Annotated in this window: 19 protein-coding genes; 6 read left to right on the top strand and 13 right to left on the bottom strand. The window is 67.5% G+C overall.

Annotated features, from left to right (window positions below):
* Positions 1-38: 38 nt before the first annotated feature.
* A complete protein-coding gene (locus AB4Y67_RS12290) occupies positions 39-1,652 on the bottom strand; it encodes a peptide chain release factor 3 (protein WP_441406059.1) in 1,614 nt (537 codons plus the stop codon).
* A gap of 439 nt (positions 1,653-2,091) precedes the next feature.
* On the opposite strand from AB4Y67_RS12290, the gene disA reads away from it, so the two are divergent.
* Complete coding sequence (disA, locus tag AB4Y67_RS12295) at positions 2,092-3,168, top strand: DNA integrity scanning diadenylate cyclase DisA (RefSeq protein WP_441406060.1); 1,077 nt, start codon at positions 2,092-2,094, stop codon at positions 3,166-3,168.
* Positions 3,169-3,304: 136 nt separating this feature from the next.
* Here disA and AB4Y67_RS12300 read toward each other — a convergent pair whose 3' ends face one another.
* Positions 3,305-4,066, bottom strand: a complete 762-nt coding sequence (locus AB4Y67_RS12300; RefSeq protein ID WP_441406061.1) for a hypothetical protein — start codon at positions 4,064-4,066, stop codon at positions 3,305-3,307.
* 249 nt (positions 4,067-4,315) lie between these two features.
* Between AB4Y67_RS12300 and AB4Y67_RS12305 the strand changes: the two genes are divergently transcribed.
* From AB4Y67_RS12305 to AB4Y67_RS12315, 3 genes are all read left to right on the top strand, one after another.
* Positions 4,316-5,152: an A/G-specific adenine glycosylase gene (locus AB4Y67_RS12305; protein WP_441406097.1), complete on the top strand. Its 837-nt coding sequence runs from the start codon at positions 4,316-4,318 to the stop codon at positions 5,150-5,152.
* A gap of 82 nt (positions 5,153-5,234) precedes the next feature.
* Complete coding sequence (locus tag AB4Y67_RS12310; RefSeq protein WP_441406062.1) at positions 5,235-5,732, top strand: hypothetical protein; 498 nt, start codon at positions 5,235-5,237, stop codon at positions 5,730-5,732.
* 24 nt (positions 5,733-5,756) lie between these two features.
* Entirely contained in the window at positions 5,757-6,449 is a 693-nt protein-coding gene (locus tag AB4Y67_RS12315) for a hypothetical protein (RefSeq protein WP_441406063.1), read from the top strand.
* A gap of 10 nt (positions 6,450-6,459) precedes the next feature.
* On the opposite strand, the gene dhaM is transcribed toward AB4Y67_RS12315, so the two are convergent.
* The 10 genes from dhaM to lysS all read right to left on the bottom strand — a co-directional run bounded on the left by dhaM (position 6,460) and on the right by lysS (position 17,919).
* Positions 6,460-7,134 (bottom strand): dihydroxyacetone kinase phosphoryl donor subunit DhaM, encoded by a 675-nt coding sequence (gene dhaM, locus AB4Y67_RS12320; RefSeq protein ID WP_441406064.1) that lies wholly within the window; start codon positions 7,132-7,134, stop codon positions 6,460-6,462.
* A complete protein-coding gene (gene dhaL / locus AB4Y67_RS12325) occupies positions 7,131-7,757 on the bottom strand; it encodes a dihydroxyacetone kinase subunit DhaL (RefSeq protein WP_441406065.1) in 627 nt (208 codons plus the stop codon). Before dhaL ends, dhaM begins: the two co-directional genes overlap by 4 nt.
* Positions 7,758-7,759: 2 nt before the next feature.
* Positions 7,760-8,761, bottom strand: coding sequence for a dihydroxyacetone kinase subunit DhaK (gene dhaK, locus AB4Y67_RS12330; protein WP_441406066.1), 1,002 nt, complete (start codon positions 8,759-8,761; stop codon positions 7,760-7,762).
* 145 nt (positions 8,762-8,906) lie between these two features.
* Positions 8,907-9,176, bottom strand: coding sequence for a hypothetical protein (locus AB4Y67_RS12335; RefSeq protein WP_441406067.1), 270 nt, complete (start codon positions 9,174-9,176; stop codon positions 8,907-8,909).
* Between the two features lie 233 nt (positions 9,177-9,409).
* A complete protein-coding gene (locus AB4Y67_RS12340; protein ID WP_441406068.1) occupies positions 9,410-9,919 on the bottom strand; it encodes an amino-acid N-acetyltransferase in 510 nt (169 codons plus the stop codon).
* Between the two features lie 606 nt (positions 9,920-10,525).
* On the bottom strand, positions 10,526-12,649 hold the full coding sequence (locus AB4Y67_RS12345) for a prolyl oligopeptidase family serine peptidase (protein WP_441406069.1): 2,124 nt from the start codon (positions 12,647-12,649) through the stop codon (positions 10,526-10,528).
* Positions 12,650-12,788: 139 nt separating this feature from the next.
* Positions 12,789-15,281, bottom strand: a complete 2,493-nt coding sequence (locus tag AB4Y67_RS12350; RefSeq protein ID WP_441406070.1) for an ATP-dependent Clp protease ATP-binding subunit — start codon at positions 15,279-15,281, stop codon at positions 12,789-12,791.
* 450 nt (positions 15,282-15,731) lie between these two features.
* Entirely contained in the window at positions 15,732-16,058 is a 327-nt protein-coding gene (locus AB4Y67_RS12355; RefSeq protein ID WP_441406071.1) for a histone-like nucleoid-structuring protein Lsr2, read from the bottom strand.
* 137 nt (positions 16,059-16,195) lie between these two features.
* Positions 16,196-16,384 (bottom strand): hypothetical protein, encoded by a 189-nt coding sequence (locus tag AB4Y67_RS12360; protein ID WP_441406072.1) that lies wholly within the window; start codon positions 16,382-16,384, stop codon positions 16,196-16,198.
* A 2-nt stretch (positions 16,385-16,386) separates the two neighbouring features.
* On the bottom strand, positions 16,387-17,919 hold the full coding sequence (gene lysS, locus AB4Y67_RS12365; protein WP_441406073.1) for a lysine--tRNA ligase: 1,533 nt from the start codon (positions 17,917-17,919) through the stop codon (positions 16,387-16,389).
* A gap of 104 nt (positions 17,920-18,023) precedes the next feature.
* Here lysS and AB4Y67_RS12370 point away from each other — a divergent pair, with 104 nt between their 5' ends.
* Positions 18,024-18,950, top strand: coding sequence for an alpha/beta fold hydrolase (locus AB4Y67_RS12370; protein ID WP_441406074.1), 927 nt, complete (start codon positions 18,024-18,026; stop codon positions 18,948-18,950).
* A 47-nt stretch (positions 18,951-18,997) separates the two neighbouring features.
* A complete protein-coding gene (locus AB4Y67_RS12375) occupies positions 18,998-19,624 on the top strand; it encodes a thymidine kinase (RefSeq protein ID WP_441406075.1) in 627 nt (208 codons plus the stop codon).
* A gap of 102 nt (positions 19,625-19,726) precedes the next feature.
* Here the strand turns inward: AB4Y67_RS12375 and AB4Y67_RS12380 are convergent, their stop codons facing one another.
* Entirely contained in the window at positions 19,727-21,091 is a 1,365-nt protein-coding gene (locus tag AB4Y67_RS12380) for an SLC13 family permease (RefSeq protein ID WP_441406076.1), read from the bottom strand.
* Positions 21,092-21,143 lie beyond the last annotated feature (52 nt).

The raw sequence follows: 21,143 nt of genomic DNA on the forward strand, positions 1-21,143 counted from the left end.
GCGGGAGCTGTCTCCCGCCGGTCCCGGGGTGCCGGCCGCTACTTCGCGGGGTTGTGCGTGCCGATCGGCAGCAGGGTCAGGTCCGGGTGGTTCTTCTCGATCCGGCGCAGGGCCCACACGTCATTGAACAGGGCGAGGTATTCGCCGTCGGAGCGCAGCAGCACCTCGGCGCCGGGCACGGTGGCCAGCGCCTCCATGGCATCCGCCGTCGAAATCCGGGCAATGGAGTACGGCAGGCGTTCCAGCCGCATCGGCGCGCTGAAATCGTGCGCCATGCGGTCCTCCACCACCTCGAACTGCATGGGGCCGACGGCGGCCAGCACCGGCGCCTGATCGCCGCGGATGTCCGAGCGGAGCACCTGGATGACTCCCTCGTGTTCCAGCTGCTCGATGCCGCGGCGGAACTGCTTGAAGCGGCTGGGGTCCTTGGAGCGCGCCACCTGGAAGTGCTCCGGGGCGAACAGCGGGATGGCGGGGAACTCCACCGGCTGCTCAAGGAAGAGGCTGTCGCCCACCCGCAGCGAGGAGGCGTTCACCAGGCCCACGACGTCTCCGGGGAAGGCTTCGTCGATGACCTCGCGTTCACGGCCGAAGACCTGCTGGGCATATTTGGTGGCGAAGGACTTGCCGGTCCGGCCCTGGGTCACCACCATGCCGCGTTCGAAGATGCCGGAGCAGACCCGGATGAAGGCGACATGGTCGCGGTGTGCCTTGTTCATGCCGGCCTGGACCTTGAAGACGAAGCCGGCGAAGGGCGCGTCGACGGGCCGCGGGGCGCCGTCGACGTCGGGCCGCGGGGCGGCCGGCGGGGCGAAGTCCACGAGGGCGTCGAGGATCTCCTTGACGCCGAAGTTCAAGGCCGCGGAGCTGAAGAGGATCGGGGTGGCCTTGCCGGCGTGGAAGGCGTCGATATCGAAATCGAGGTTGGACTCGATGACCAGCCCTGCCTCATCGACGGCGTTGGACCAGTCATCGCCCTGGCTCGCCGCTGCCTCGTCCGGGGTGAAGTACTCGGTGAGGGCGATGTTGGCGCCGGCGTTGTTGCGCTTGAACTGGGCGAAGCGGTCGTTGCGAAGGTCCCAGACACCGCGGAAGTCACCGGAGATGCCCACGGCCCAGGTCAGCGGCATGGGCTGGAGGCCGGTGCGCTCGGTGATCTCGTCCATGAGGGCGAGGGCATCCAGGCCCGGCCGGTCCCACTTGTTGATGACGGTGATGATGGGCAGGTTGCGCTGCTTGCAGACCTCGAAGAGCTTCATGGTCTGGGTTTCCAGGCCTTTGGCGGCGTCCACGAGCATCACGGCACAGTCGACGGCGGCGAGCACCCGGTAGGTGTCCTCGGAGAAGTCCGCGTGGCCGGGGGTGTCCAGCAGGTTGATGACTGTGTCCCGGTAGGCGAACTGCAGGGCCGCGGAGCTGATGGAGATGCCGCGGTCCTTTTCCATCTGCATCCAGTCCGAGACCGTTTCCTTGCGGTTGGCCTTGCCGCTGGAGGCGCCGGCGGTGCCGATCACCTTCGCGTGCAGTGCGAGCGCCTCGGTAAGCGTGGACTTGCCGGCGTCGGGGTGTGAAATGACCGCGAAAGTCCGACGCCGGGCCGCCTGCTTGTGAATCTCCTGGACTCGGGCGGGGCTAAGGACTTCTTGAGACACGGTGCTACTTTCGCTGCGGCTTTGAATGGTTGCGGTCCCGGGCCTGCGGGAATCCGGCTCGCCCGGCGGGAGCGCGGGCTGTCCGGGAGTTCTGCGGAACTGCTGGATGTAGGTGGGGAGCGGCGCCGGGCAGACGGTGCACCCCAAGGCTCCAAGTTTATCGCAGCCCGTGCCGCCGTCGCGAAGTGGCCCCGGCACGGGAGCATCGGGGGTCAAAAGTGCGGTCCGGGAACGGGGTCCGGACAAGCGTTCCGGAGGCGTTCCGGCGGACATCTTTTTGGACCACTTTGGGGCTTGTCCGTGCGGAAGTTGGCCCGCTTTACCTCTACTATGGTGAGAGCGGGGAACCGAGTACTTTTGATCCTGCCGGCCACATTGGAAAAACAGTGGAACCCGGCGCACCTGCGGACCGAGGTCCGCACCTTTGAAGGGAATATCTATGGCTCGGAGCCCTGAAGATTCACTCAAGGCGACGCTGGGCCGAGTGGCACCGGGCACCGCCCTCCGTGACGGCCTCGAACGCATCCTCCGCGGGCGGACCGGCGCCCTGATCGTGCTCGGCATCGACAGGACCATCGAATCCATCTGTTCCGGCGGCTTCGACATCGGCATCGACTTCTCCCCCACCCGTCTGCGGGAACTGGCCAAAATGGACGGTGCCATCATCTGCGACAAGGATGCCAGCAACATCCTGCGCGCGGCCGTCCAGCTGGTGCCCGACTCCAGCATCGAGACCCAGGAATCCGGCACCCGGCACCGGACCGCCGAGCGCGTGGCCATCCAGACGGGCGTCCCGGTGATCTCGGTCAGCCAGTCCATGCAGATCATCGCCCTCTACGTGAACGGGCTCCGCCACGTCCTGGAGGGCTCGGAGAAGGTCCTGGCCCGCGCCAACCAGGCCCTGGCGACGCTGGAACGCTACCGTTCGCGCCTGGACCAGGTGACCAGTTCCCTGTCGGCCCTGGAAATCGAGGCCATGGTGACGGTCCGCGACGTTGCCGTGACCCTGCAGCGCCAGGAGATGGTCCGCCGGATTTCCGAGGAGATCTCCCAGTACGTGCTGGAACTTGGCGAGGACGGCCGGCTGCTCTCACTCCAGCTGGACGAACTGACCGTCGGCCGCGGCCCCGGCAGTGACGTGATCATCCGTGACTATTCGGGCCCGGATGCTTCCGCCGAGGACATCGACCTCGCTGTGAAGTCGCTCGTGAACCTGGGGCCCACCGAGCTGATCGATCTGGGCAAGATCGCCGGGATCGTGGGCTTCGCCGGCGGCGAGGCCAACCTCGACGCCGTCGTCCAGCCGCGCGGCTACCGGCTGCTGTCCGGGCTGAAGGCTGTGCCGAAGGCCGTCGCCGACCGCCTGGTGGACCACTTCGGCGGCCTGCAGTTCCTGATGGCGGCCACGATCGATGACCTCATGACGGTGGACGGCATCGGCGACCAGCGCGCCCGGACGGTCCGCGAGGGCCTGAGCCGGATGGCCGAGGCCAGCCTGCTGGACCGCTTCCTCTGATTCCCGCGGGCCAACCCCCGCCGGCTGCTCCCCACCGGCCCCGTCGCCTCGCAAGCTCGGCCAGGGAACCCTGCCGGCGTGGGCCCAGGCGCCCTTTTGGGCTCTCAAAACTGCACCTACGGAGCAGTCGAGGGGGTCAGTTGAGCTGGAACACGGCCTTGGGGCTGGTCTTGCCCGCGAGCCGTGCGGTGAAGACGTAGTACGCGCCGCCAGCTCCCGGTTTGGCCTCGATGACCTTGCAGCCCTCGAGCGAGCGGTTGCGCCCCCAGGGGAAGTTGGCGGTCTCGCTTTGCCCCGGCGCGATGGTCTTCACGAGGTCGGTGGCGTCCGCCTGGCAGTCGGTGGATGAAAAGATCCGGTCCGAACCGCTGGTCACGAGGAATTCCATCTGCGAAGTCCCGATATTGATCTCGCACGGCACCCGGTTGTTGTTCGTCACCTTGAGCGTGAGCAACGGGTTCTCGCCGTCCGCGTAGGCCGGCTTGTCCGTGGCGGCGGTGACTGTCACGAGGTTCTGCTCGCAGCCGTCCCCCTCCGGAGTAGCAGCAGGTGAGGGTGTGCTCTCCTGCCCGGCGGCCGGTCCCGTTTCCTGGCCGGACGGCGCCGGTCCTCCACCGGGGGAAGACTGGCCGGCGGAGGAAGACTGCCCGGCGTTGAGGACGCTGGAGACGGCGGCGAACCCGCCGATGGCGACGGCGATCACCAGCAGCAGGGCGGCGCCCACGAACAGCCGGCGGCGGCGGTAGACGGGGCTGACAGGCTTCCGGCCCGGCTTCCGGGTCGGGTTGCGGGCCGGCCCCTGAGTCGGTTTCCGGGCAGGCTTGCGCGCCGCGGTTGCTCCGCCGCCGGAAGCCCTCGGCCGGGAACCCTGCGGTCCTGAATTGTCTTGCCTGCCCATCCTTCTAGGCTAGAGAACCGCGCCGGGTATGGCGCCCTCCCACGCCGCGGGCGGAGTGTGGCCCTCATCTATTACGCTGAATCCATCAAAGCTCTTGCCGATTCCCCCGCTGCCCCTGCTGCTGCCGCCCGCCCGGAAGATACTCCCGGGGGCCTCCCGCTGCCCGCCATTCACGACGCCCTCGCCGAATGGTTCGAGGCGAACGCCCGTGACCTGCCGTGGCGGGCTGCCGACTGCACACCCTGGGGCGTGCTGGTCAGCGAAATCATGCTGCAGCAAACCCCGGTGGTGCGCGTGCTGCCGGTCTGGGAGGAATGGCTGCGGCGCTGGCCGGAACCTGCCGACCTGGCCCGGGAGCCTGCCGGCGAAGCGGTCCGGGCCTGGGGACGGCTGGGATATCCGCGGCGCGCGCTGCGGCTGCACGCGGCCGCCGTCGCCATCGGCGCCAACCACGGCGGCAAGGTCCCCGGCACGTACCCGGACCTGCTGGAGCTGCCCGGAGTGGGGAGCTACACCGCGGCGGCCGTCGCCGCCTTTGCCTTCGGGCGCCGCGAAACCGTGGTGGACACCAATATCCGCCGCGTCCATGCGCGGCTGTTTTCCGGCGCGGCCCTGCCGGCACAGGCACTGACCGCCGCTGAGATGCGGCTCGCCGCGCAGTCGCTGCCGGACGACGTCGGCTCCTCCGTCCGCTGGAACGCCTCCGTTATGGAACTCGGGGCGCTGGTGTGCACTGCGCGGTCACCGAAGTGCCGGGAATGCCCGGTCAGCGGCTCGTGCGCCTGGCTTGCGGCCGGTGAGCCGCCACCGACGTACACGCCGAAGGGGCAGTCGTGGCACGGAACCGACCGCCAGGTGCGGGGCGCCGTGATGGCAGTGCTCCGCGTGGCCGATTCGCCCGTGGCCCCGGAGTTGTTCCACCGGGCCCCGGCGGACCTTGGTTTCGAACCGGAGGGGATCGGAATTCCGCTGGCCGCCCTGCACCGGCTCAACTCCGCCCCGGAGCAGCTGGAGCGCGCCTTGGCCGGGCTCCTTGGCGACGGGCTGGCAGAGCTGCATCCTTCCGGCCTCCAGCTTCCCGCCTGATCCCGGTCCGCCCGGTCCAGTCCCACCGGGCCGGCCGCACGGCGCCCCTAGCTGGACGGACGTCCCGGAACTACCCTGAAACATGCGCACGTTCGCGGCAGTGGCGGGTCTGGGTTGCGCGGCACTCCTGGTCACCGGGTGCCAGCCCGGGACGGCGTGCCCCGCGATCGCCCAGGCTCCGGTGGTTGCCCTGACCGTGGCACGGGAGTACGCCGGGTCGGTCGGGACACTCCGGCTCAAAGCCTGCCAGGACGGCCGCTGCTCCGAGGCGGAACTCGAACTCCGCCCGGGCAGCACCCCGGTCGATCAGGGCTGCGAACCGGGACCCTACGACGGCGACCGGCCCTGTTCCGCAACCGCCTCCCCCGACGGCACCCTGGTGGGAATGCTCCTGCTCGATCCGCTGACGGATTCCCCCGTCGAGGCCACTTCCAGCGGCACCGGCCCCGACGGCCTGCCGCTGCCTGTACGCACGGTGACGTTCACACCGCGCGCCGCCTACCCCTACGGCGCGCAGTGCGGCCGGTTCATTTCAGCCGGAGTGCTGCTGGATGCGGAAGGCCTCCAGCAGGCCGGCTAACCCATGCGGTGAAAGGAGTACAACGTGAACTCGTCAAACATCAGCCACTGGATCCGGGCGGGTCTATGGGCGCTGCCGGTCTCGGCGCTCGTCACTGCCTGGGCCACGCTGGAGCCGCAGCCGGACCAGGAGAAGGACCCGGATGCCTGGGCTCGGTTCGTCAGTTCCGGCTCGTACCAGGTCGGCCACATCTTCGGCGGCACGGGCGGCACCATCCTCGCGATCTTTGGTGTCTTCGCCCTCGGCTGCTGCCTGGCGAACAGCCGGGTCGGGCGCCTGGCGCTGGCCGCGATGGTCATCGCCGTCGCGGGTACGGCGTTGCTGCTGGTGCCGGCCGCAATTTCGACCTTTGCCACGCCGGCCATCGGAAAGGCCTACCTGGCCGGACACCACGACGTGATGCAGCTGGAGTTCCCGTGGCAAATGACAGGCGCGTTCATGCTTGGCCTCGTGCTCGCATTCCTCGGCAACGTGCTGCTGGGGGTCGCGGTGTGGCGTTCCCACGTGCTCCCCCGCTGGGCCGGGGCGCTCTGGGTGGCCGGGGCCGTCATGTTCTATGTCCTGGGGGTCGTTCTGGGCCAGGCGACGACGGGCAGCAGCCTGCCGACGCAGCCGGCAGGGGCGTTACTTATGGCAATCGGCGGCGGGTGGATCGCGTGGAGCGGATCCCGGGACACCGCGCCGGCGGCGGATCTGACCGCGGCCGGTACGGCGTGAGATCCGGCCGCTAGGGTTCCCCGAACCCTGCCGTGATCAGTCCGCGCAGATAGTCCACGGCTTTGGCGGCATCGGGGCCGCTGGCCTCAACGTGCAGCACCGTCCCCTTCGCCGCCCCGAGCATCATGAGTTCCGTCATCGACGCGCCGTCGGCGCCGTTGATGGTCACCTCGGCGTCCAGGCCGGACAGCCCGCCGGAGATCTTCGCCGCGGGACGGGCGTGCATGCCGGCCTGGTTGACCAGTTCAAAGTCCCCTGTCGCCTCCGGGGCCCGGTGCTCGTGGGGGTGCTGCGGCGCGACCGGCGGCCGGTAGACCGCCTCCGCGGCTTCCTTCACGCCGGCGGCGTCTGCTCCGGCCTGGGCGGCCACGGCGGCGGCGACGAGCCCCTCGACGAGAGGCGCATCGGCCAGGAGCACGGACGAAGGATCCGCCACGAACTCCAGCGCGGACTCGGCTGTCATCACCGCCGAACCCAGATCCGTCAAGACGACAGTGCCGTCGCTGTTGGCGTCCGCCGCCTGTTCCAGCGCCGCCATGACCCGCTCGAGGCTGGTGCCGATCCGGCCGTCGTCGGTACCGCCGGCGGGAAGGATCAGGACGTCGGGCGCCATCTGGGCGGCAAGCTCGACGGCGCCGTCGGCGATCTTTTCGCTGTGGGAGACGACGACGAGCTTGACCGTCATTCGGCCGCCCCGACGGCGGCGCGCAGGATCAGCGCGCTGGAGACGGCGCCCGGATCCCGGTGGCCGATGCTGCGCTCCCCCAGGTAGCTGGCGCGCCCCTTGCGGGCGAGCATCGGGTCGGTGGATACGGCCCCGGCCTCGGCGGCCTCCGCGGCGGCCAGCAGGACCCTGCGCACGTCGCTGTCCCCGGCGGCGGCAGCGGCGGCGTCGACCGCCGGGGTCCAGGCGTCAACCATCGTCTTGTCGCCTGATTCGGCCTTTCCGCGGGCCACGATCCCGTCCCTGGCGGCCTGGAAGGCGGCGGCGAGCGTGCCGGCGTCGATGTCGGCCGCCTCGCCCAGTGCCGTGGCTGCCCGGAGGAAGGCCGTGCCGTACAGCGGACCGGCGGCCCCGCCCACCTTGGACATCAGGGTCATGGCGGTCAGCTTCAGGGCCGCCCCTGCCGTTTCCGGGGGCGTCTCGGCAATCTTGACCATCACCGCTTTGAAGCCGCGGTCCATGTTCTCGCCGTGGTCAGAATCGCCGATCGGCCTGTCCAGCTCGATGAGTTCTTCCCGGTGGTCCGCCATGGCCTGGGCTGAAAGGGTCAGCCACCGCACAGCCCAGGTGACGTCCAGCCCCACGGTCAGACGCCCCAGCGGAGGGCCGGGGTGTGGACGGGCGCATCCCAGAGCGCCGTCATCTCGTCATCGAGGCGCAGGACGGAAATGGAGCAGCCCTGCATTTCGAGGGCGGTGATGTAGTTCCCGACCAGCGAGCGCGCCACGGTGATGCCCTGCTCTGCCAGCTGCTGCGCGGCACGGCGGTAGACAATGTAGAGCTCGCTCTGCGGGGTGCCGCCCATGCCGTTGACGAACAGGAGCACCTTGTCTCCGGAGGTGAGCCCGAGGTCGCTGACCACCGGCTCCAGCAGGCGGTCGGTGATCCCGTCGGCGTTCTCCATCGCGATGCGGTGCCGGCCGGGTTCACCGTGGATGCCGATGCCGATCTCGATTTCGTTTTCCTCCAGCACGAAGCTTGGCGCCCCCGCGTGCGGGACGGTGCAGGCGGTCAGCGCGACGCCCATGCTGCGGACGTTCTGGTTGACCCGGTCTCCGACGGCGGCGACGGCGTCAAGGTTGTCTCCGCGCTCGGCGGCGGCACCGGCGATTTTTTCCACCAGGACGGTCCCGCCCACCCCGCGCCGTCCGGCGGTGTACAGCGAGTCCTCCACCGCGACGTCGTCGTTGACCAGCACGGTGCGGACGTCCACACCTTCGGCCTGGGCCAGCTCGGCAGCCGTCTCAAAGTTGAGGACGTCGCCGGTGTAGTTCTTTACGATGTGCACGACGCCGGCGCCTGAGTTGACGGCGAGGGTGGCCGGGAGGATCTGGTCGGGTGTGGGTGAGGTGAATACAGCGCCCGGCACCGCGGCGTCGAGCATTCCCATCCCGACGTAGCCGCCGTGCAGGGGCTCGTGCCCGCTGCCGCCGCCGGAGACGAGCCCGACTTTTCCTGCCACCGGCGCGTCTTTGCGCACGATGTACTTGGGGTCCGCAAAGACGGTCACGAGGTCGGCATGGGCAAGCCCGAAGCCCTCCACTGACTCGTCAACCACGGCGCGGGGATCATTGATGAGCTTCTTCATGGCTGTGCTCCCTGGATGGTGTCCTGGCTGCTTGCTTGAACCCTACTACCGGGGCCTATGCGAGCGGTAGGCTCCGGTTTCACAACCTTTTACGCGGAACCGGGGTTCTTTCGGACGGCAGCCCGCCCCGGGATCCGCGGGTGCGTCAGGTTGGTTTGTCCGCCCACAACGGGAAGTTCGGCCAGGCGTCGCTGCCAAGCCAGGAGAAGGGCGGCGCATTGAGCCGCCCGCCATTAATCTCCGGCGCCGGGTCTTCGTCGTCCCCGGCGCCCGGGTCCTCGGCGCGCCCCGGTGATGCCGCGTCCGCGATAGTCATTTGGAATGCTGAGAAATCTGGAAAAATCACGCGATCGTGCAATTTCTTGCCTCCGAAACTCGGGAAGTCCACCCCCTGGACCGGGATCAGTTTATCCATCAAATTTATTGATGGGAAGACCCGTGCTCCCCTTGCTGCGGCGACGCTTCCGCCCCCGCTGGGCCCTGGTTACCGGGCTCGTCGCCCGCGCTCGTCGCCCGCGCCGAGGTGAGACTTCACGCCGATGTCGGGGCCAGCCATGGGCGCAAACTCTTACCTCGGCGATAGGCGGACGGGCTCCGGGCGGGACGGGGGGCGTGTACGGCTCGGAACTGACGCCGGTCACGCTGGAACTACAGGGTCTTGATCATTCTTGTGTTGCCCAGCGTATTCGGCTTCACCCGGGCGAGGTCCAGGAACTCGGCAACACCCTCATCATGGGAGCGCAACAGTTCCGAGTACACCACGGGGTCGACGGCGGTCTGGTCGGCCATGACTTCGAAGCCGTGCTTCTTGAAGAAGTCCACCTCGAAGGTCAGGCAGAACACGCGGGAGACGCCCAGAGCCCGGGCGTCCTCCAGCAGGCGCTCCACGAGCAGATGGCCCACGCCCCTGCCCCGCCAGGCATCCGATGCCGCGAGGGTGCGCACCTCGGCGAGGTCCTCCCACATAACGTGCAGCGCCCCGCAGCCGATCACTTCGCCGTCAGAGGACTCGGCGATCCGGAACTCCTGCAGGCTTTCGTAATAGGCCACCGTTTCCTTGGCCATGAGGATCCGCTGATCGGCCAGGGGGGCCACGAGCGTCTTGATCGCCCCGACATCGCTGGTGCGGGCAAGGCGGATGCGGATTGGCTCAGTCACAGCCCAATCCTACTGGGGGTCGCTTGTCTGCTCTTTCCAAGGTCTGTCAGCGCCTCACCTTCGCGGAGGCCGGACAGCCATTTGCCGGCGCCTCGGTCGTTCTCCCCACCGGCACCCTAACCTCGCAAGCTCGGCCAGGGAACCCTGCCGGCGTGGGCCCTCCCTTAGACGGCGCCTACACAAATGCCCGCTCCGTCCGCCGCTCGTGCTTGTGTCACCGCTCAGAAGATAGGCGAACTATTCGCGTTCGGCTTGGGCTGCAACGTCACCAATTCCGCGGAACTGAGGACTTCAAGGGTGGCAACTGGCAGCGAAGAAGATCATAAATAGCGCGAATGAGTTAAGTTCTCCAGCGTCCAGGAAGGTGAGCCGCCCCTTTGGTGACCGCCCCTGGGAGGGGGTTATCTGAATTGCTTTTCTGGATCGGTGACTGACGCACTAGGCGGAGGAGGGTGGGATATTTATGTAGCGTGCGTCTAAGCGAGTGCCCCGCCGTCCGGGTTCCCTGGCCGAGCTTGCGAGGTCAGGGGGACGGCGGGTGTACGAGCGAGCACGCGGTAAATGTCCCAGCCTCCGAGCCGAAGGCGAGAAGGAACTGCGCCCGGCCTAGAGACCCAGCTCAGCAGGCACAGGCAGGTCCTTGTCGAGCAGGTTCCTGGCGAGGAAGTGCTCCACTACGCCGTACCAGACCTTGGCGTGCTGCGGCTGCAGGATCCAGTGGTTTTCGTCCGGGAAATAGAGGAAGCGGTGTTCCGTTTCGCCGTTTTCGTCGGCCGCCAGCTGGGACTTGGAGAGGAGCTCGTACCAGAGGCGCAGGCCCTCACCGATCGGGACGCGGTAGTCCTTGTCGCCGTGGATGACGAGCATGGGGGTGCTGATGTTCTCCACGTGCAGGTGCGGGGAGTTCTCCAGCGCCATCTCGGCCGTCATTTCACGGAGCCAGTATTGCGCGGCGTCCGTGGTGGGACCGAACTGGTCGAGGGCCCAGAGGCTGGCGTGCGTGACGATCGCCTTGAAGCGGCCCGTGTGGCCAGCCACCCAGTTGGCCATGTAGCCGCCGAAGGAACCGCCCATGGCCGCCGTGCGGGTCTCGTCGATGTCCGGCCGCTCCACGACGGTGTCGGTGATGGCCATCAGGTCGGTGAACGGAGCCTTGCCCCACTCGCCCCAGCCGCGCTGGATGTGGTGCTGGCCGTAACCGGTGGAAAGCGCCGGGTCCGGCAGCAGCACGGCGTAGCCCCGGGCCACCAGCAGCCAGGGATTCCAGCGCCAGGTCCAGGCGTTCCAGGAGCCCAGCGGGCCGCCGTGGATCCAGAGCAGCAAAGGTGCAGGGCTTCCGGCGGTGGCGCCTTCGGGGAGTGCCAGGTACGCCGGCACGCGGGTTCCGTCGGCCGCCGTCGTCTCGACGCGTTCCAGGGAGCCCTTGTAATGCGGGCGCTCTGCGGGGGCAGGGAGACGGACGACGTCGCCGCCGGCGAGGTCGATCCGCACCGCTTCCGCCGGGAATTCATAGGAGCTCCGCAGCGCATAGGCGGCGCGCCCGTCGGGGGCGACCACGACGTCGGTGTACGCGGCCGTGTCGGCGGTCAGGCGGGTGACCTGGCCGGCTCCCCCGTCTCCGGTCACGCTGATCCGGAAGACGGGCGAGGCGCCGTCGTCGTCGGCGGTGGCGAGCAGTGCCGATCCGTCCGGCAGCCAGGCAGCCGGGCGTGCCCAGCGGTCCCAGTCGTGGGCCAGCGGCCTCAGGGCGGTTTCGGCCGCGGGCGCGCCGCCGGTCACGTCGAGCAGGTGCAGTTTGACCTGCGGGGCCTCTTCCGGCGTGGTGTCGCTCTCGCTGAGCACCACGAGCGTCCGGTTGTCGGGGCTGACCGGCCCCGGGAAGTAGCTCATCCCCTCGGTATCCAGCAGGACCTTGCGGGTGCCGGTGGCGACGTCGATCGCGACTAGGGTTGACCGTGAATTCGCGCGGGCAAGCGGCTTGTTGAAGCTGCTGTAGATGGTCTTGCCGTCCGGGCTGACGACGGAATCGGCGTCACGGAGTCCGCTCCCGGCGTCGGGGGTCAGGTTGCGGAGCTTGAGCGGCGCCGCGGCGTCAACAGTTGCCGGTTTGCCCGGCTCCTGATCCTCGCCCGGTTCGACGGCGAAGAGCCTCGGCTGGGCGGGACCCAGGTCGGCGTCCCAGTAGCGCACGGGATAGCCGCTGTGCAGGATGGCGGCGACCTTGTTGTCCTTCCGCGCCTTGCGGCGCTCCTCGTCCCCGTCCTCGTCTGTAGATCCCGCGAGCACGGAGGCATTGACGAACAGGGCGCCGGTGTCTTTCGCGGCCAGGAGTCCGCTGACTCCACCGGCACGGGTGAGCACAACGCGGGCCTCGCCGCCGTCCGAGGGCAGCATCCACAGGGCGTTCACGGGATCGGCCTCGGGGGTTTCCGGGTCGGGGCGGGCGGAGCTGAAGTACAGGTCACCGCTGGCGGCGAACACTGCGCCCGCCTCGCCCTTGGCGCTGCGGGTGATCCGGCGGGCCTGCTTCTGCCCTCCCGGGTCCAGTTCCCAGAGTGCGGTGCCGTATTCGGTGCCTTTGGCGTTCAGGGTGGCCACCGTGGTGACCAGCCTGCTGCCGTCGGGGCTTAGCGCCAGGCCGCTTACCTTCGGGATGGCGAGGTAGTGGTCCAGGTCGTGGAACGGTGTTTCGGGTTTTTCGCTCAGGGTCTCTGAATCGTTGGAAGCCATGCACCGATTCAACACCCCCTGTGCGCTGGATCACATCAAGTTCACTAAGAGTGAAACGGTACTTTCAGATTGGGTGTCGGCATAACGCAAAGGCCCCGCCGCTCCCTTGCGGGGAGTGACGGGGCCTTTGGTTTAGTGCTTAGACGCTCGGAGCGATCTCCGGGATGCGCGGCTTTGTGTTGCCGGCGAAGGTGAACTTGGCGTCGTCGCCTTCGCCGTCCACGTCCACTACAACAATGTCGCCGGCGTGGATTTCGCCGAAGAGGATCTTCTCGGAGAGCTGGTCCTCGATTTCGCGCTGGATGGTCCGGCGCAGCGGCCGGGCACCCATGGCGGGGTCGTAACCGCGGGTTGCCAGGAGCACCTTGGCCGCGGGCGTGAGCTCGATACCCATGTCCTTGTCCTTGAGGCGCTTCTCCAGGCGGCCAACGAACATGTCCACGATTTCGATGATCTCGTCCTGGGTCAGCTGCGGGAAGACCACAACATCGTCAACACGGTTCAGGAACTCGGGGCGGAAGTGCTGCTTGAGCTCCTCCGTGACGCGGGCCCGCATCCGGTTGTAGCCGGTCTGCGTGTCCGTGCCCGACTGGAAGCCGGTGGCAACGCTCTTGGAGATGTCCCGGGTGCCGAGGTTGGTGGTCATGATGATCACGGTGTTCTTGAAGTCCACCACGCGGCCCTGGGAGTCGGTCAGGCGGCCGTCTTCCAGGATCTGCAGCAGCGAGTTGAAGAGGTCGGCGTGCGCCTTCTCCACTTCGTCGAACAGGACCACGGAGAACGGACGACGGCGGACCTTTTCGGTCAGCTGTCCGCCTTCCTCGTAACCCACGTAGCCCGGAGGGGCACCGAAGAGGCGCGACACCGTGTGCTTCTCCGAGTACTCGGACATGTCCAGGGTGATCAGGGCATCTTCTTCGCCGAAGAGGAACTCGGCGAGGGCCTTGGCGAGCTCGGTCTTGCCGACGCCGGTGGGGCCGGCGAAGATGAACGAACCGCCCGGACGCTTGGGGTCCTTCAGGCCTGCACGGGTGCGGCGGATCGCCTGGGACAGGGACCGGATGGCCTCGTCCTGGCCGACGACGCGCTTGTGCAGTTCGTCTTCCATCTTCAGCAGACGCGAGGATTCCTCCTCGGTGAGCTTGAAGACCGGGATGCCGGTGGAGTTCGCCAGCACCTCGGCGATCAGGTCCTCATCCACCTCGGAGATGTCGTCCATGCCGCCGGTCTTCCACTGGCGTTCCTTCTCGGCACGCTCGGCAATGAGCTTCTGCTCCTTGTCGCGCAGCGAGGCGGCGCCTTCGAAGTCCTGCGCGTCAATCGCGGATTCCTTCTCCAGCTTCATGGCGGCGATCTTCTCGTCCATGACCTTGAGCTCCGGCGGGGCCGTCATCCGGCGGATACGCAGCCGTGCGCCGGCCTCATCGATCAGGTCAATCGCCTTGTCCGGCAGGAAGCGGTCCGAGATGTAGCGCTCGGAGAGGCTCGCCGCCGAGGCGAGGGCGCCGTCGGTGATGGTGACGCGGTGGTGCGCCTCGTACCGGTCACGGAGGCCCTTGAGGATCTCGATCGCGTGAGCGACGGAGGGTTCCTTGACCTGGATCGGCTGGAAACGGCGCTCCAGCGCGGCATCCTTCTCGATGTGCTTGCGGTACTCGTCCAGCGTGGTGGCGCCGATGGTCTGGAGCTCGCCGCGGGCCAGCATGGGCTTCAGGATCGAAGCCGCATCGATGGCGCCTTCGGCGGCACCGGCACCCACCAGGGTGTGGATTTCATCGATGAACAGGATGATGTCGCCGCGGGTGCGGATCTCCTTCAGGACCTTCTTGAGGCGCTCTTCGAAATCGCCGCGGTAGCGGGAACCGGCCACGAGGGACCCGAGGTCCAGCGTGTAGAGCTGCTTGTCCTTGATGGTTTCCGGAACGTCGCCGCGGACAATCGCCTGGGCGAGGCCTTCGACGACGGCGGTCTTGCCGACGCCGGGCTCACCGATCAGGACAGGGTTGTTCTTAGTGCGGCGGGAAAGGACCTGCATGACGCGTTCCATTTCCGATTCGCGCCCGATGACCGGGTCCAGCTTGTTCTCGCGGGCGGCCTGGGTCAGGTTGCGGCCGAACTGGTCCAGGACGACGGAACCGGCGGGAGTGCCTTCGGCCTGCCCTGGGCCAACGCCGGCACCCGTGGTTTCCTTGCCCTGGTAACCCGAGAGCAGCTGGATGACCTGCTGCCGGACGCGGTTGAGGTCCGCACCGAGCTTGACCAGCACCTGGGCGGCAACGCCTTCGCCCTCGCGGATGAGGCCGAGCAGGATGTGCTCGGTGCCGATGTAGTTGTGTCCCAGTTGGAGGGCCTCGCGGAGCGAGAGTTCCAGGACCTTCTTGGCGCGCGGGGTGAAGGGGATGTGTCCGGACGGGGCCTGCTGGCCCTGCCCGATGATCTCCTGCACCTGCTCGCGGACGCCGTCGAGCGAAATGCTCAAGGACTCAAGGGCTTTGGCAGCAACACCTTCACCTTCATGGATCAGACCCAAGAGGATGTGTTCGGTACCAATGTAATTGTGGTTCAGCATGCGTGCCTCTTCTTGGGCAAGCACAACTACGCGACGGGCACGGTCCGTAAATCGCTCAAACATTTCGCCACACTCCTAGCTACGACGTACTTTGATGCTACGTGGCCGGGTTCAAGATTTGGGGCTTGTTCGCCACAGGGGAAACCCGGACGCCGAAGCGGCGTCACACGGGGGTGTGAACGCGGGCCGGCGGTGGCCCTGCGACAGGATGGCGGACGGTCCGGCGTCGGAAGCGGGTGGAGCGGCCGGGCCGGCTGCAGGCCTCGATTCCTGGCCCGGCGCGCTCCTGCCCAGTTACCTCCTCGGACACCCCGGACCAGCCGGCGCGTCCCCGGGGTGCTGGCCTCTTTCCTGGCCGGTAACCGGGCAGGAACGCACGCCGACCCGGAATGGACAGCGACGTTTCCGGCCACTGCGGGCACACATGACAATGCCCCCGCCCGAAGGCGGGGGCCAGTCATTGGTATTGCGGCCCGGCGCTCCGTCCGCGACGCAGCGTTCCCGGCTCGGCTGCTAGGAATTTGCCTTTTGGTAGGCTTCCTGAATTTCAGCCTGAATACGGCCGCGGCTGTTTACCGCATAGCCGTTATCGCGGGCCCACTGCCGGATCTGGGCCGAGTCCTGATTGCGGCCGGATGCAATCTTGGTGCGCGTTGCGCGGCCACTTGAGGTCTTGCGTGCGTGGTTTACAAACCGCTCAACTGCCGAGCGGAGTTCTGCAGCATTGCCCGCCGACAGGTCGATTTCGTAGCTGACGCCGTCAAGGCCAAACCGGACGGTCTCGTCCGCGGATCCCCCATCCAGATCATCGACAAGGATGATTTTCACTTTCTGTGCCATTAAAGACTCTCTTTCCAAAAGGATGAGTATTTACGAAAAGCAGGATGTATCTGGTTAAAAGTATCCTCTGCTTTATGGCAACGAGTCAAAGCGAAAAAACGCTTCCAAAGGAAAACCCAAGGCGGAATAGTCTGCTATTAGTTCGGGCCGTTGGAATGACCGTCGTTGCGGAGGGTATCCGCCGCGGAGATAATTCCATCGGCCTCCGCCTGGGCACGGGCTTCGGCTTGGCGCTCCGATTTGTCGGCATTGAAAATCGATTTCATGGCAAACCAGAAGATCAGCCCGACCACCATGGAGGGAAGCAATACGGCAACGTAGTCCATGGTCAGTGTCCTTCGGGCTTCAGCAGCGGGAACAGAATTGTTTCGCGGATACCGGCGCCGGTGAAGAGCATGACCAGCCGGTCGATGCCCAGACCGATTCCGCCCATCGGCGGGGCTCCGTACTCGAGGGCACGGAGGAAGTCCTCGTCCAGCTGCATGGCCTCGACGTCGCCGGCGGCGGAGCGGCGGGACTGCTCGGTGAGCCGTTCACGCTGGATCACCGGGTCAATCAGTTCGGAGAACGCGGTGCCGCGCTCCATGCCGCCGATGATGAGGTCCCACGCTTCGATCAGCCGGTCATCCTCGCGGTGCTGGCGGGCCAGCGGCTGGGCGGACGGCGGGTAATCGTAGACGAAGGTCGGATTCAGCAAAGTCGGTTCGACGAGCTCGCCGAAGAGCTCCACTACGAGCTTTTCGGCGTCCCAGTTGGCGTCCACCTTCACCTCGTGCTTGGCGGCCAGCGCCAGCAGCTCGGCGACGGGGGTGTCCGGGGTGACGTCCTGGCCTACGAAGTCGGACAGTCCCGGGTAGACAGCCATCCATGCCCAGTCGCCGTCGAGGTTGATCTCCCCGGCCTCGGTCTGCAGGACGCGGCCCACGCCGGCGGCGTCAGCGGCGTCGAGGATGAGTTCCTTGATCCGGTCCGCCATCACGAACTGGTCAGCCCAGGCCTCGTAGCTTTCCAGGGTGGTGAATTCGGGGCTGTGCGTGGAGTCCACGCCCTCATTGCGGAAGACGCGGCCCATGTCGTAGACGCGGTCGATTCCGCCGACGACGGTGCGCTTGAGGTACAGCTCGGTGGCGATCCGCAGGGTCATCTTCTGGTCGAAGGCGTTCATGTGCGTCTCGAAGGGGCGGGCCGTGGCGCCGCCGTGCACCAGCTGCAGCATCGGGGTTTCCACCTCGACGTAGCCCTGGCGGTGCAGGGTCTCGCGGATGGAACGCGTGATCGCGGCCCGGGTGTAGACCATCTCGCGGGCCTCATCGCGAACAATCAGGTCCACGTAGCGCTGGCGGACGCGGGTTTCCTCGTTGAGCTCCGCGTGCAGCACGGGCAGCGGCCGCAGCGCCTTGGACGCCATGGACCAGGACTCGGCCATGACGGAGAGCTCGCCGCGCCGCGAGGAAATGACCTCGCCCTTGATGAAGACGTGGTCGCCCAAGTCCACTAGGGCCTTCCAGTCGGCGAGCGCGTCCTCGCCGATGTTGGCCAGGCTCAGCATGACCTGCAGCCGGACGGCCTTGCCGTCAACCCCGCCCTCCTGGAGCGTGGCGAAGCAGAGCTTGCCGGTGTTGCGGACGAAGACGATGCGGCCGGTCACTCCGACGACGTCGCCGGTGGTTTCGTCAGCCTGGAGGTGCGCGTACTTTTCGCGGACATCATTCAGTGAATGCGTGCGCTCCACACCTACCGGGTACGCCTCGATGCCGCGCTCGATCAGCTTGGCGCGCTTCTCCATGCGGATGCGCGTCTGTTCGCTGGCGTCGTGGGAATCGGCGGCGGTGTTCGGGGCGGAGGTGTTTTGGGAAGTCACAATCCCCAAGTTTACCGGGGATTCGGCCGGCGCAGGTCCGGCCCGGTAACGGCCACCGCGGGACACCCGTCGCAGGACAGCCTCCGCGGAATAGACTCAGGGCTGTGGAGACGCGGACCATCAACACCGACGACGGCGAGGGGCACCTGGAGCTGCTCTCCTTCCGCCCGCCTGCCGGCCAGATCCCGGCGGGAGGGCCTGCACCCGGGCCAGCGCCCGGCCCGGGCATCGTCGTCGTGCATGGCACAGCGATCACCGCAGCGCTGTACCGCCCGTTCGCGTGGAACATCAGCCGCCTGTTGGGCCGCCCGGTGTATTGCTACAACCGGCGCGGGCGGACCGGGTCCTCCCCTCAGCCGCCGGGCTATTCGTCGGCCACGGAGGTCGACGATCTGGCCGCGGTGCTGCGGGAGACCGGGTCGAGCGACGTCGTGGCGCACAGCTACGGCGGCTTCGTGGCCCTGGAGGCGGCACGGACGGTGCCGATCCGCCGGATGGTCACCTATGACGCGGCAGTGTCCCTCTCGGGGAACCTCACCCGGCGCTGGCGGCCCGAGCTGGAGCGTTCGGTCGCCGCCGGGCAGCTCGACGAGGCCTGGGCGCACATGGTCCAGGGCCTTGAGGTGGGCGGGCCCGTCGCCAAGCTTCCGCTGGGCGCGCTGCGGATGCTGAGCATCCTCTCGGCGCGGACCAGCATGGGCGCCGAGATGCGCGAACTGCTGCCCACCGCCGTCGCGGAGATACGGGCGGTGCTGGACGCCGACGCCGAACTGGACGACTTCGCCGCCGTGACCACCCCGACGCTGATGCTGTGCGGCGGCTGGAGCCCGGACTACTTCACAGAAACGGCCCGGCAGCTCGCCGCCGCCATCCCGTCCATCGAGTGTGCCGTGTTGCCGGGCCAGCTCCACGAGAGCCCGCTCCGCCCCGGAATCCGGCTGCCCCGGGCGGTTGCCCGGTTCCTCCTGGCCGGGGAGGGGAGCCTGCAGCCCCTCCCGGCGCGCAGGAGGCGGTTCAGGCTGGGTCGCTGAGGGGCGCGCCCTTACAATCGGTGGGCGACCCCTTCGAAAGGACCCCCTTGGCCAAGCTCTATTTCCGCTTCGGCGCGATGAACTCCGGCAAGTCGACGGGCCTGCTGCAGGCCGCCTTCAACTATGAGGAACGCGGCCAGCGAGTCCTGCTGGCCAAGCCGGATGTGGACACCAAGGGCGACGCCGACGTCGTGTCCCGCCTGGGCATGACCCGTTCGGTGGACTTTCTCATCCCGGCCGGCGCCTCCGCCCGCGAGCTGTTCACCGCCCAGGCCCATGGAGACGACCCCAATGCGCTGCTGGAGCATGTGGACACGCAGCCCGTGGCGTGCCTCCTGGTGGACGAGGCCCAGTTCCTCGAACCGGCGCAGGTGGACGATCTCTTCCGGATCGCAGTCCTGGACAATGTTCCCGTGCTGGCCTACGGAATCCGCACGGACTTCCGCACCCGGGCGTTCCCAGGATCGCTGCGGCTCCTGGAGATCGCGCACACCCTCGAAGAACTCAAGACCATCTGCCGGTGCGGCCGCAAGGCCATCTTCAACACCCGCCGGGCGGGCGACGCGGTGGTCTTCGACGGCGACCAGGTTGCGATCGACGGCCAGGATGTCTGGTACGAGTCGCTCTGCGGTTCCTGCTACCTGGAGGTCTCCGGCGGGCGGCTGGGCAGCTAGAAGGCAACGCCCGGTTGACCGGGGGCCAGTCACGGACGAAAGGGCGGGCACTGCTTTTCAGCAGCACCCGCCCTTTCAGGTTTTGTGGATTGTTGCCTGGAACTAAGCCCAGAGGAAGGGAACCACGAGGACCCCGAGCGTGACCACCGGTCCGATGATGACCATCGACAGGCCCCAGATGGTGAGGTTCCTGTTGACCGTGGGACGGTGCTCCTCCACAGTGGAGGCGACGATCGTCGCGCCCGTTGTTCCGAAGGGGGCGCAGTCCACGAGGGAGGCCGAGATGGCCAGCGCGTAGATGAAGCCCGTCATCTCGAGCCCGCCGCCGGGCACCAGCAGCGGAACCGCAAGCGGGATCAGTGCGCCGATGATGCCGATGGTTGACGCGAAGGCCGAGACCAGGGCGGCAATGACGCAGATGACGAACGCCGCGAGCAGCGGCTGGCTCACCGAGCGGGCTGCCTCCCCGAGCTGGTCGATGGCACCCAGCCGGGTCAGGACGGCCACATAGGTGATGATGCCGCCGAGGAGCAGCGTGGTGCTCCAGTCGATGCGGGCGATCGCCTTGCGGCCCACGCCCGGATCGACGAGTGCGATGATGACGGCGATGGTGAGGGCCACGACGCCGAGGTTGACGTCGACGTCGAGCTGGTTGAGGGTGAAGAACCCGCCCACCAGCACGAAGAGCGAAATGATGACAAGCATCTGGATGGGCACCAGCTTGGTTCGCGGTGCTGCATCAACGCGCGTCTCGGTGCGGGTCAGCGTCAGCGTGCCGCCGGCTTCCGTGCGGGCACCCGACCCGCCGCCCAGCGGCGAACTGTCGCCGGAGGGCCGGCCGCGGCCGGCGGAACCTGCCCGGGTGCGGGCGATGAGTTCGCGCCCGCCGAACATGAAGAAGGCCACCAGGACCACGAGGGCGTTCACGCCGATGGAGATCGCGAACATCAGGGCGGCGTTGTACGGGACGTTGGCCTCGGAGGCGACGGTCTGCACGGTGATGCCGACGATGCTGGTGGGGGCCAGCGCACCGCCGACGATCGCCGAGCTCATGGCGATGCCCATCATGGTGGAGTTGATTTTGTGGCTGTGCGCGAGCGTCATGGCGATCGGGACGACGGCGAACGCTGCGTGGGAGGTGCCCATGCAGGCAACCGCTGATGCAATGGCCCACAGGCCCCAAGGCAGCAGGGCGACGCGGTCGCCGATGAGGTCGAGCGAGCGGTCCACGAGCCACTTGATGGTGCCGGTTTCGTGAGCGATGCCGAACAGGTAGGTGATGCCCACCAGGATGATCAGGGCGTCCACCGGGAAGCCGCCGAGGACCTCCTTCAGGCTCTCACCCACCACGCCGATGCCGATAATAAACGCGGACACCAGGGCCAGGGCACCCATGTGGACGTTGCGCACCGAGGAGATGGTGAAGACTAACGCCAGCCCAATCAGGGCGATGATCTCGGGGGTCATGCCGTGCGCTCACCGGGTGTGCGCACCTGGTGCGGGGCGTGGGAAGCAAAGT

The sequence above is a fragment of the Arthrobacter sp. YAF17 genome (genome assembly GCF_052113365.1).
Lineage (GTDB): Bacteria > Actinomycetota > Actinomycetes > Actinomycetales > Micrococcaceae > Arthrobacter.

What these genes read in the sequence shown, in the direction of transcription:
- disA (WP_441406060.1), top strand. Translation starts at nt 2,092, where the DNA reads ATGGCTCGGAGCCCTGAAGATTCACTCAAGGCGACGCTGGGCCGAGTG.
- AB4Y67_RS12300 (WP_441406061.1), bottom strand. Translation starts at nt 4,066, where the DNA reads ATGGGCAGGCAAGACAATTCAGGACCGCAGGGTTCCCGGCCGAGGGCT.
- AB4Y67_RS12310 (WP_441406062.1), top strand. Translation starts at nt 5,235, where the DNA reads ATGCGCACGTTCGCGGCAGTGGCGGGTCTGGGTTGCGCGGCACTCCTG.
- dhaM (WP_441406064.1), bottom strand. Translation starts at nt 7,134, where the DNA reads ATGACGGTCAAGCTCGTCGTCGTCTCCCACAGCGAAAAGATCGCCGAC.
- dhaK (WP_441406066.1), bottom strand. Translation starts at nt 8,761, where the DNA reads ATGAAGAAGCTCATCAATGATCCCCGCGCCGTGGTTGACGAGTCAGTG.
- AB4Y67_RS12335 (WP_441406067.1), bottom strand. Translation starts at nt 9,176, where the DNA reads ATGGATAAACTGATCCCGGTCCAGGGGGTGGACTTCCCGAGTTTCGGA.
- AB4Y67_RS12345 (WP_441406069.1), bottom strand. Translation starts at nt 12,649, where the DNA reads ATGGCTTCCAACGATTCAGAGACCCTGAGCGAAAAACCCGAAACACCG.
- AB4Y67_RS12350 (WP_441406070.1), bottom strand. Translation starts at nt 15,281, where the DNA reads ATGTTTGAGCGATTTACGGACCGTGCCCGTCGCGTAGTTGTGCTTGCC.
- AB4Y67_RS12355 (WP_441406071.1), bottom strand. Translation starts at nt 16,058, where the DNA reads ATGGCACAGAAAGTGAAAATCATCCTTGTCGATGATCTGGATGGGGGA.
- AB4Y67_RS12360 (WP_441406072.1), bottom strand. Translation starts at nt 16,384, where the DNA reads ATGGACTACGTTGCCGTATTGCTTCCCTCCATGGTGGTCGGGCTGATC.
- AB4Y67_RS12380 (WP_441406076.1), bottom strand. Translation starts at nt 21,091, where the DNA reads ATGACCCCCGAGATCATCGCCCTGATTGGGCTGGCGTTAGTCTTCACC.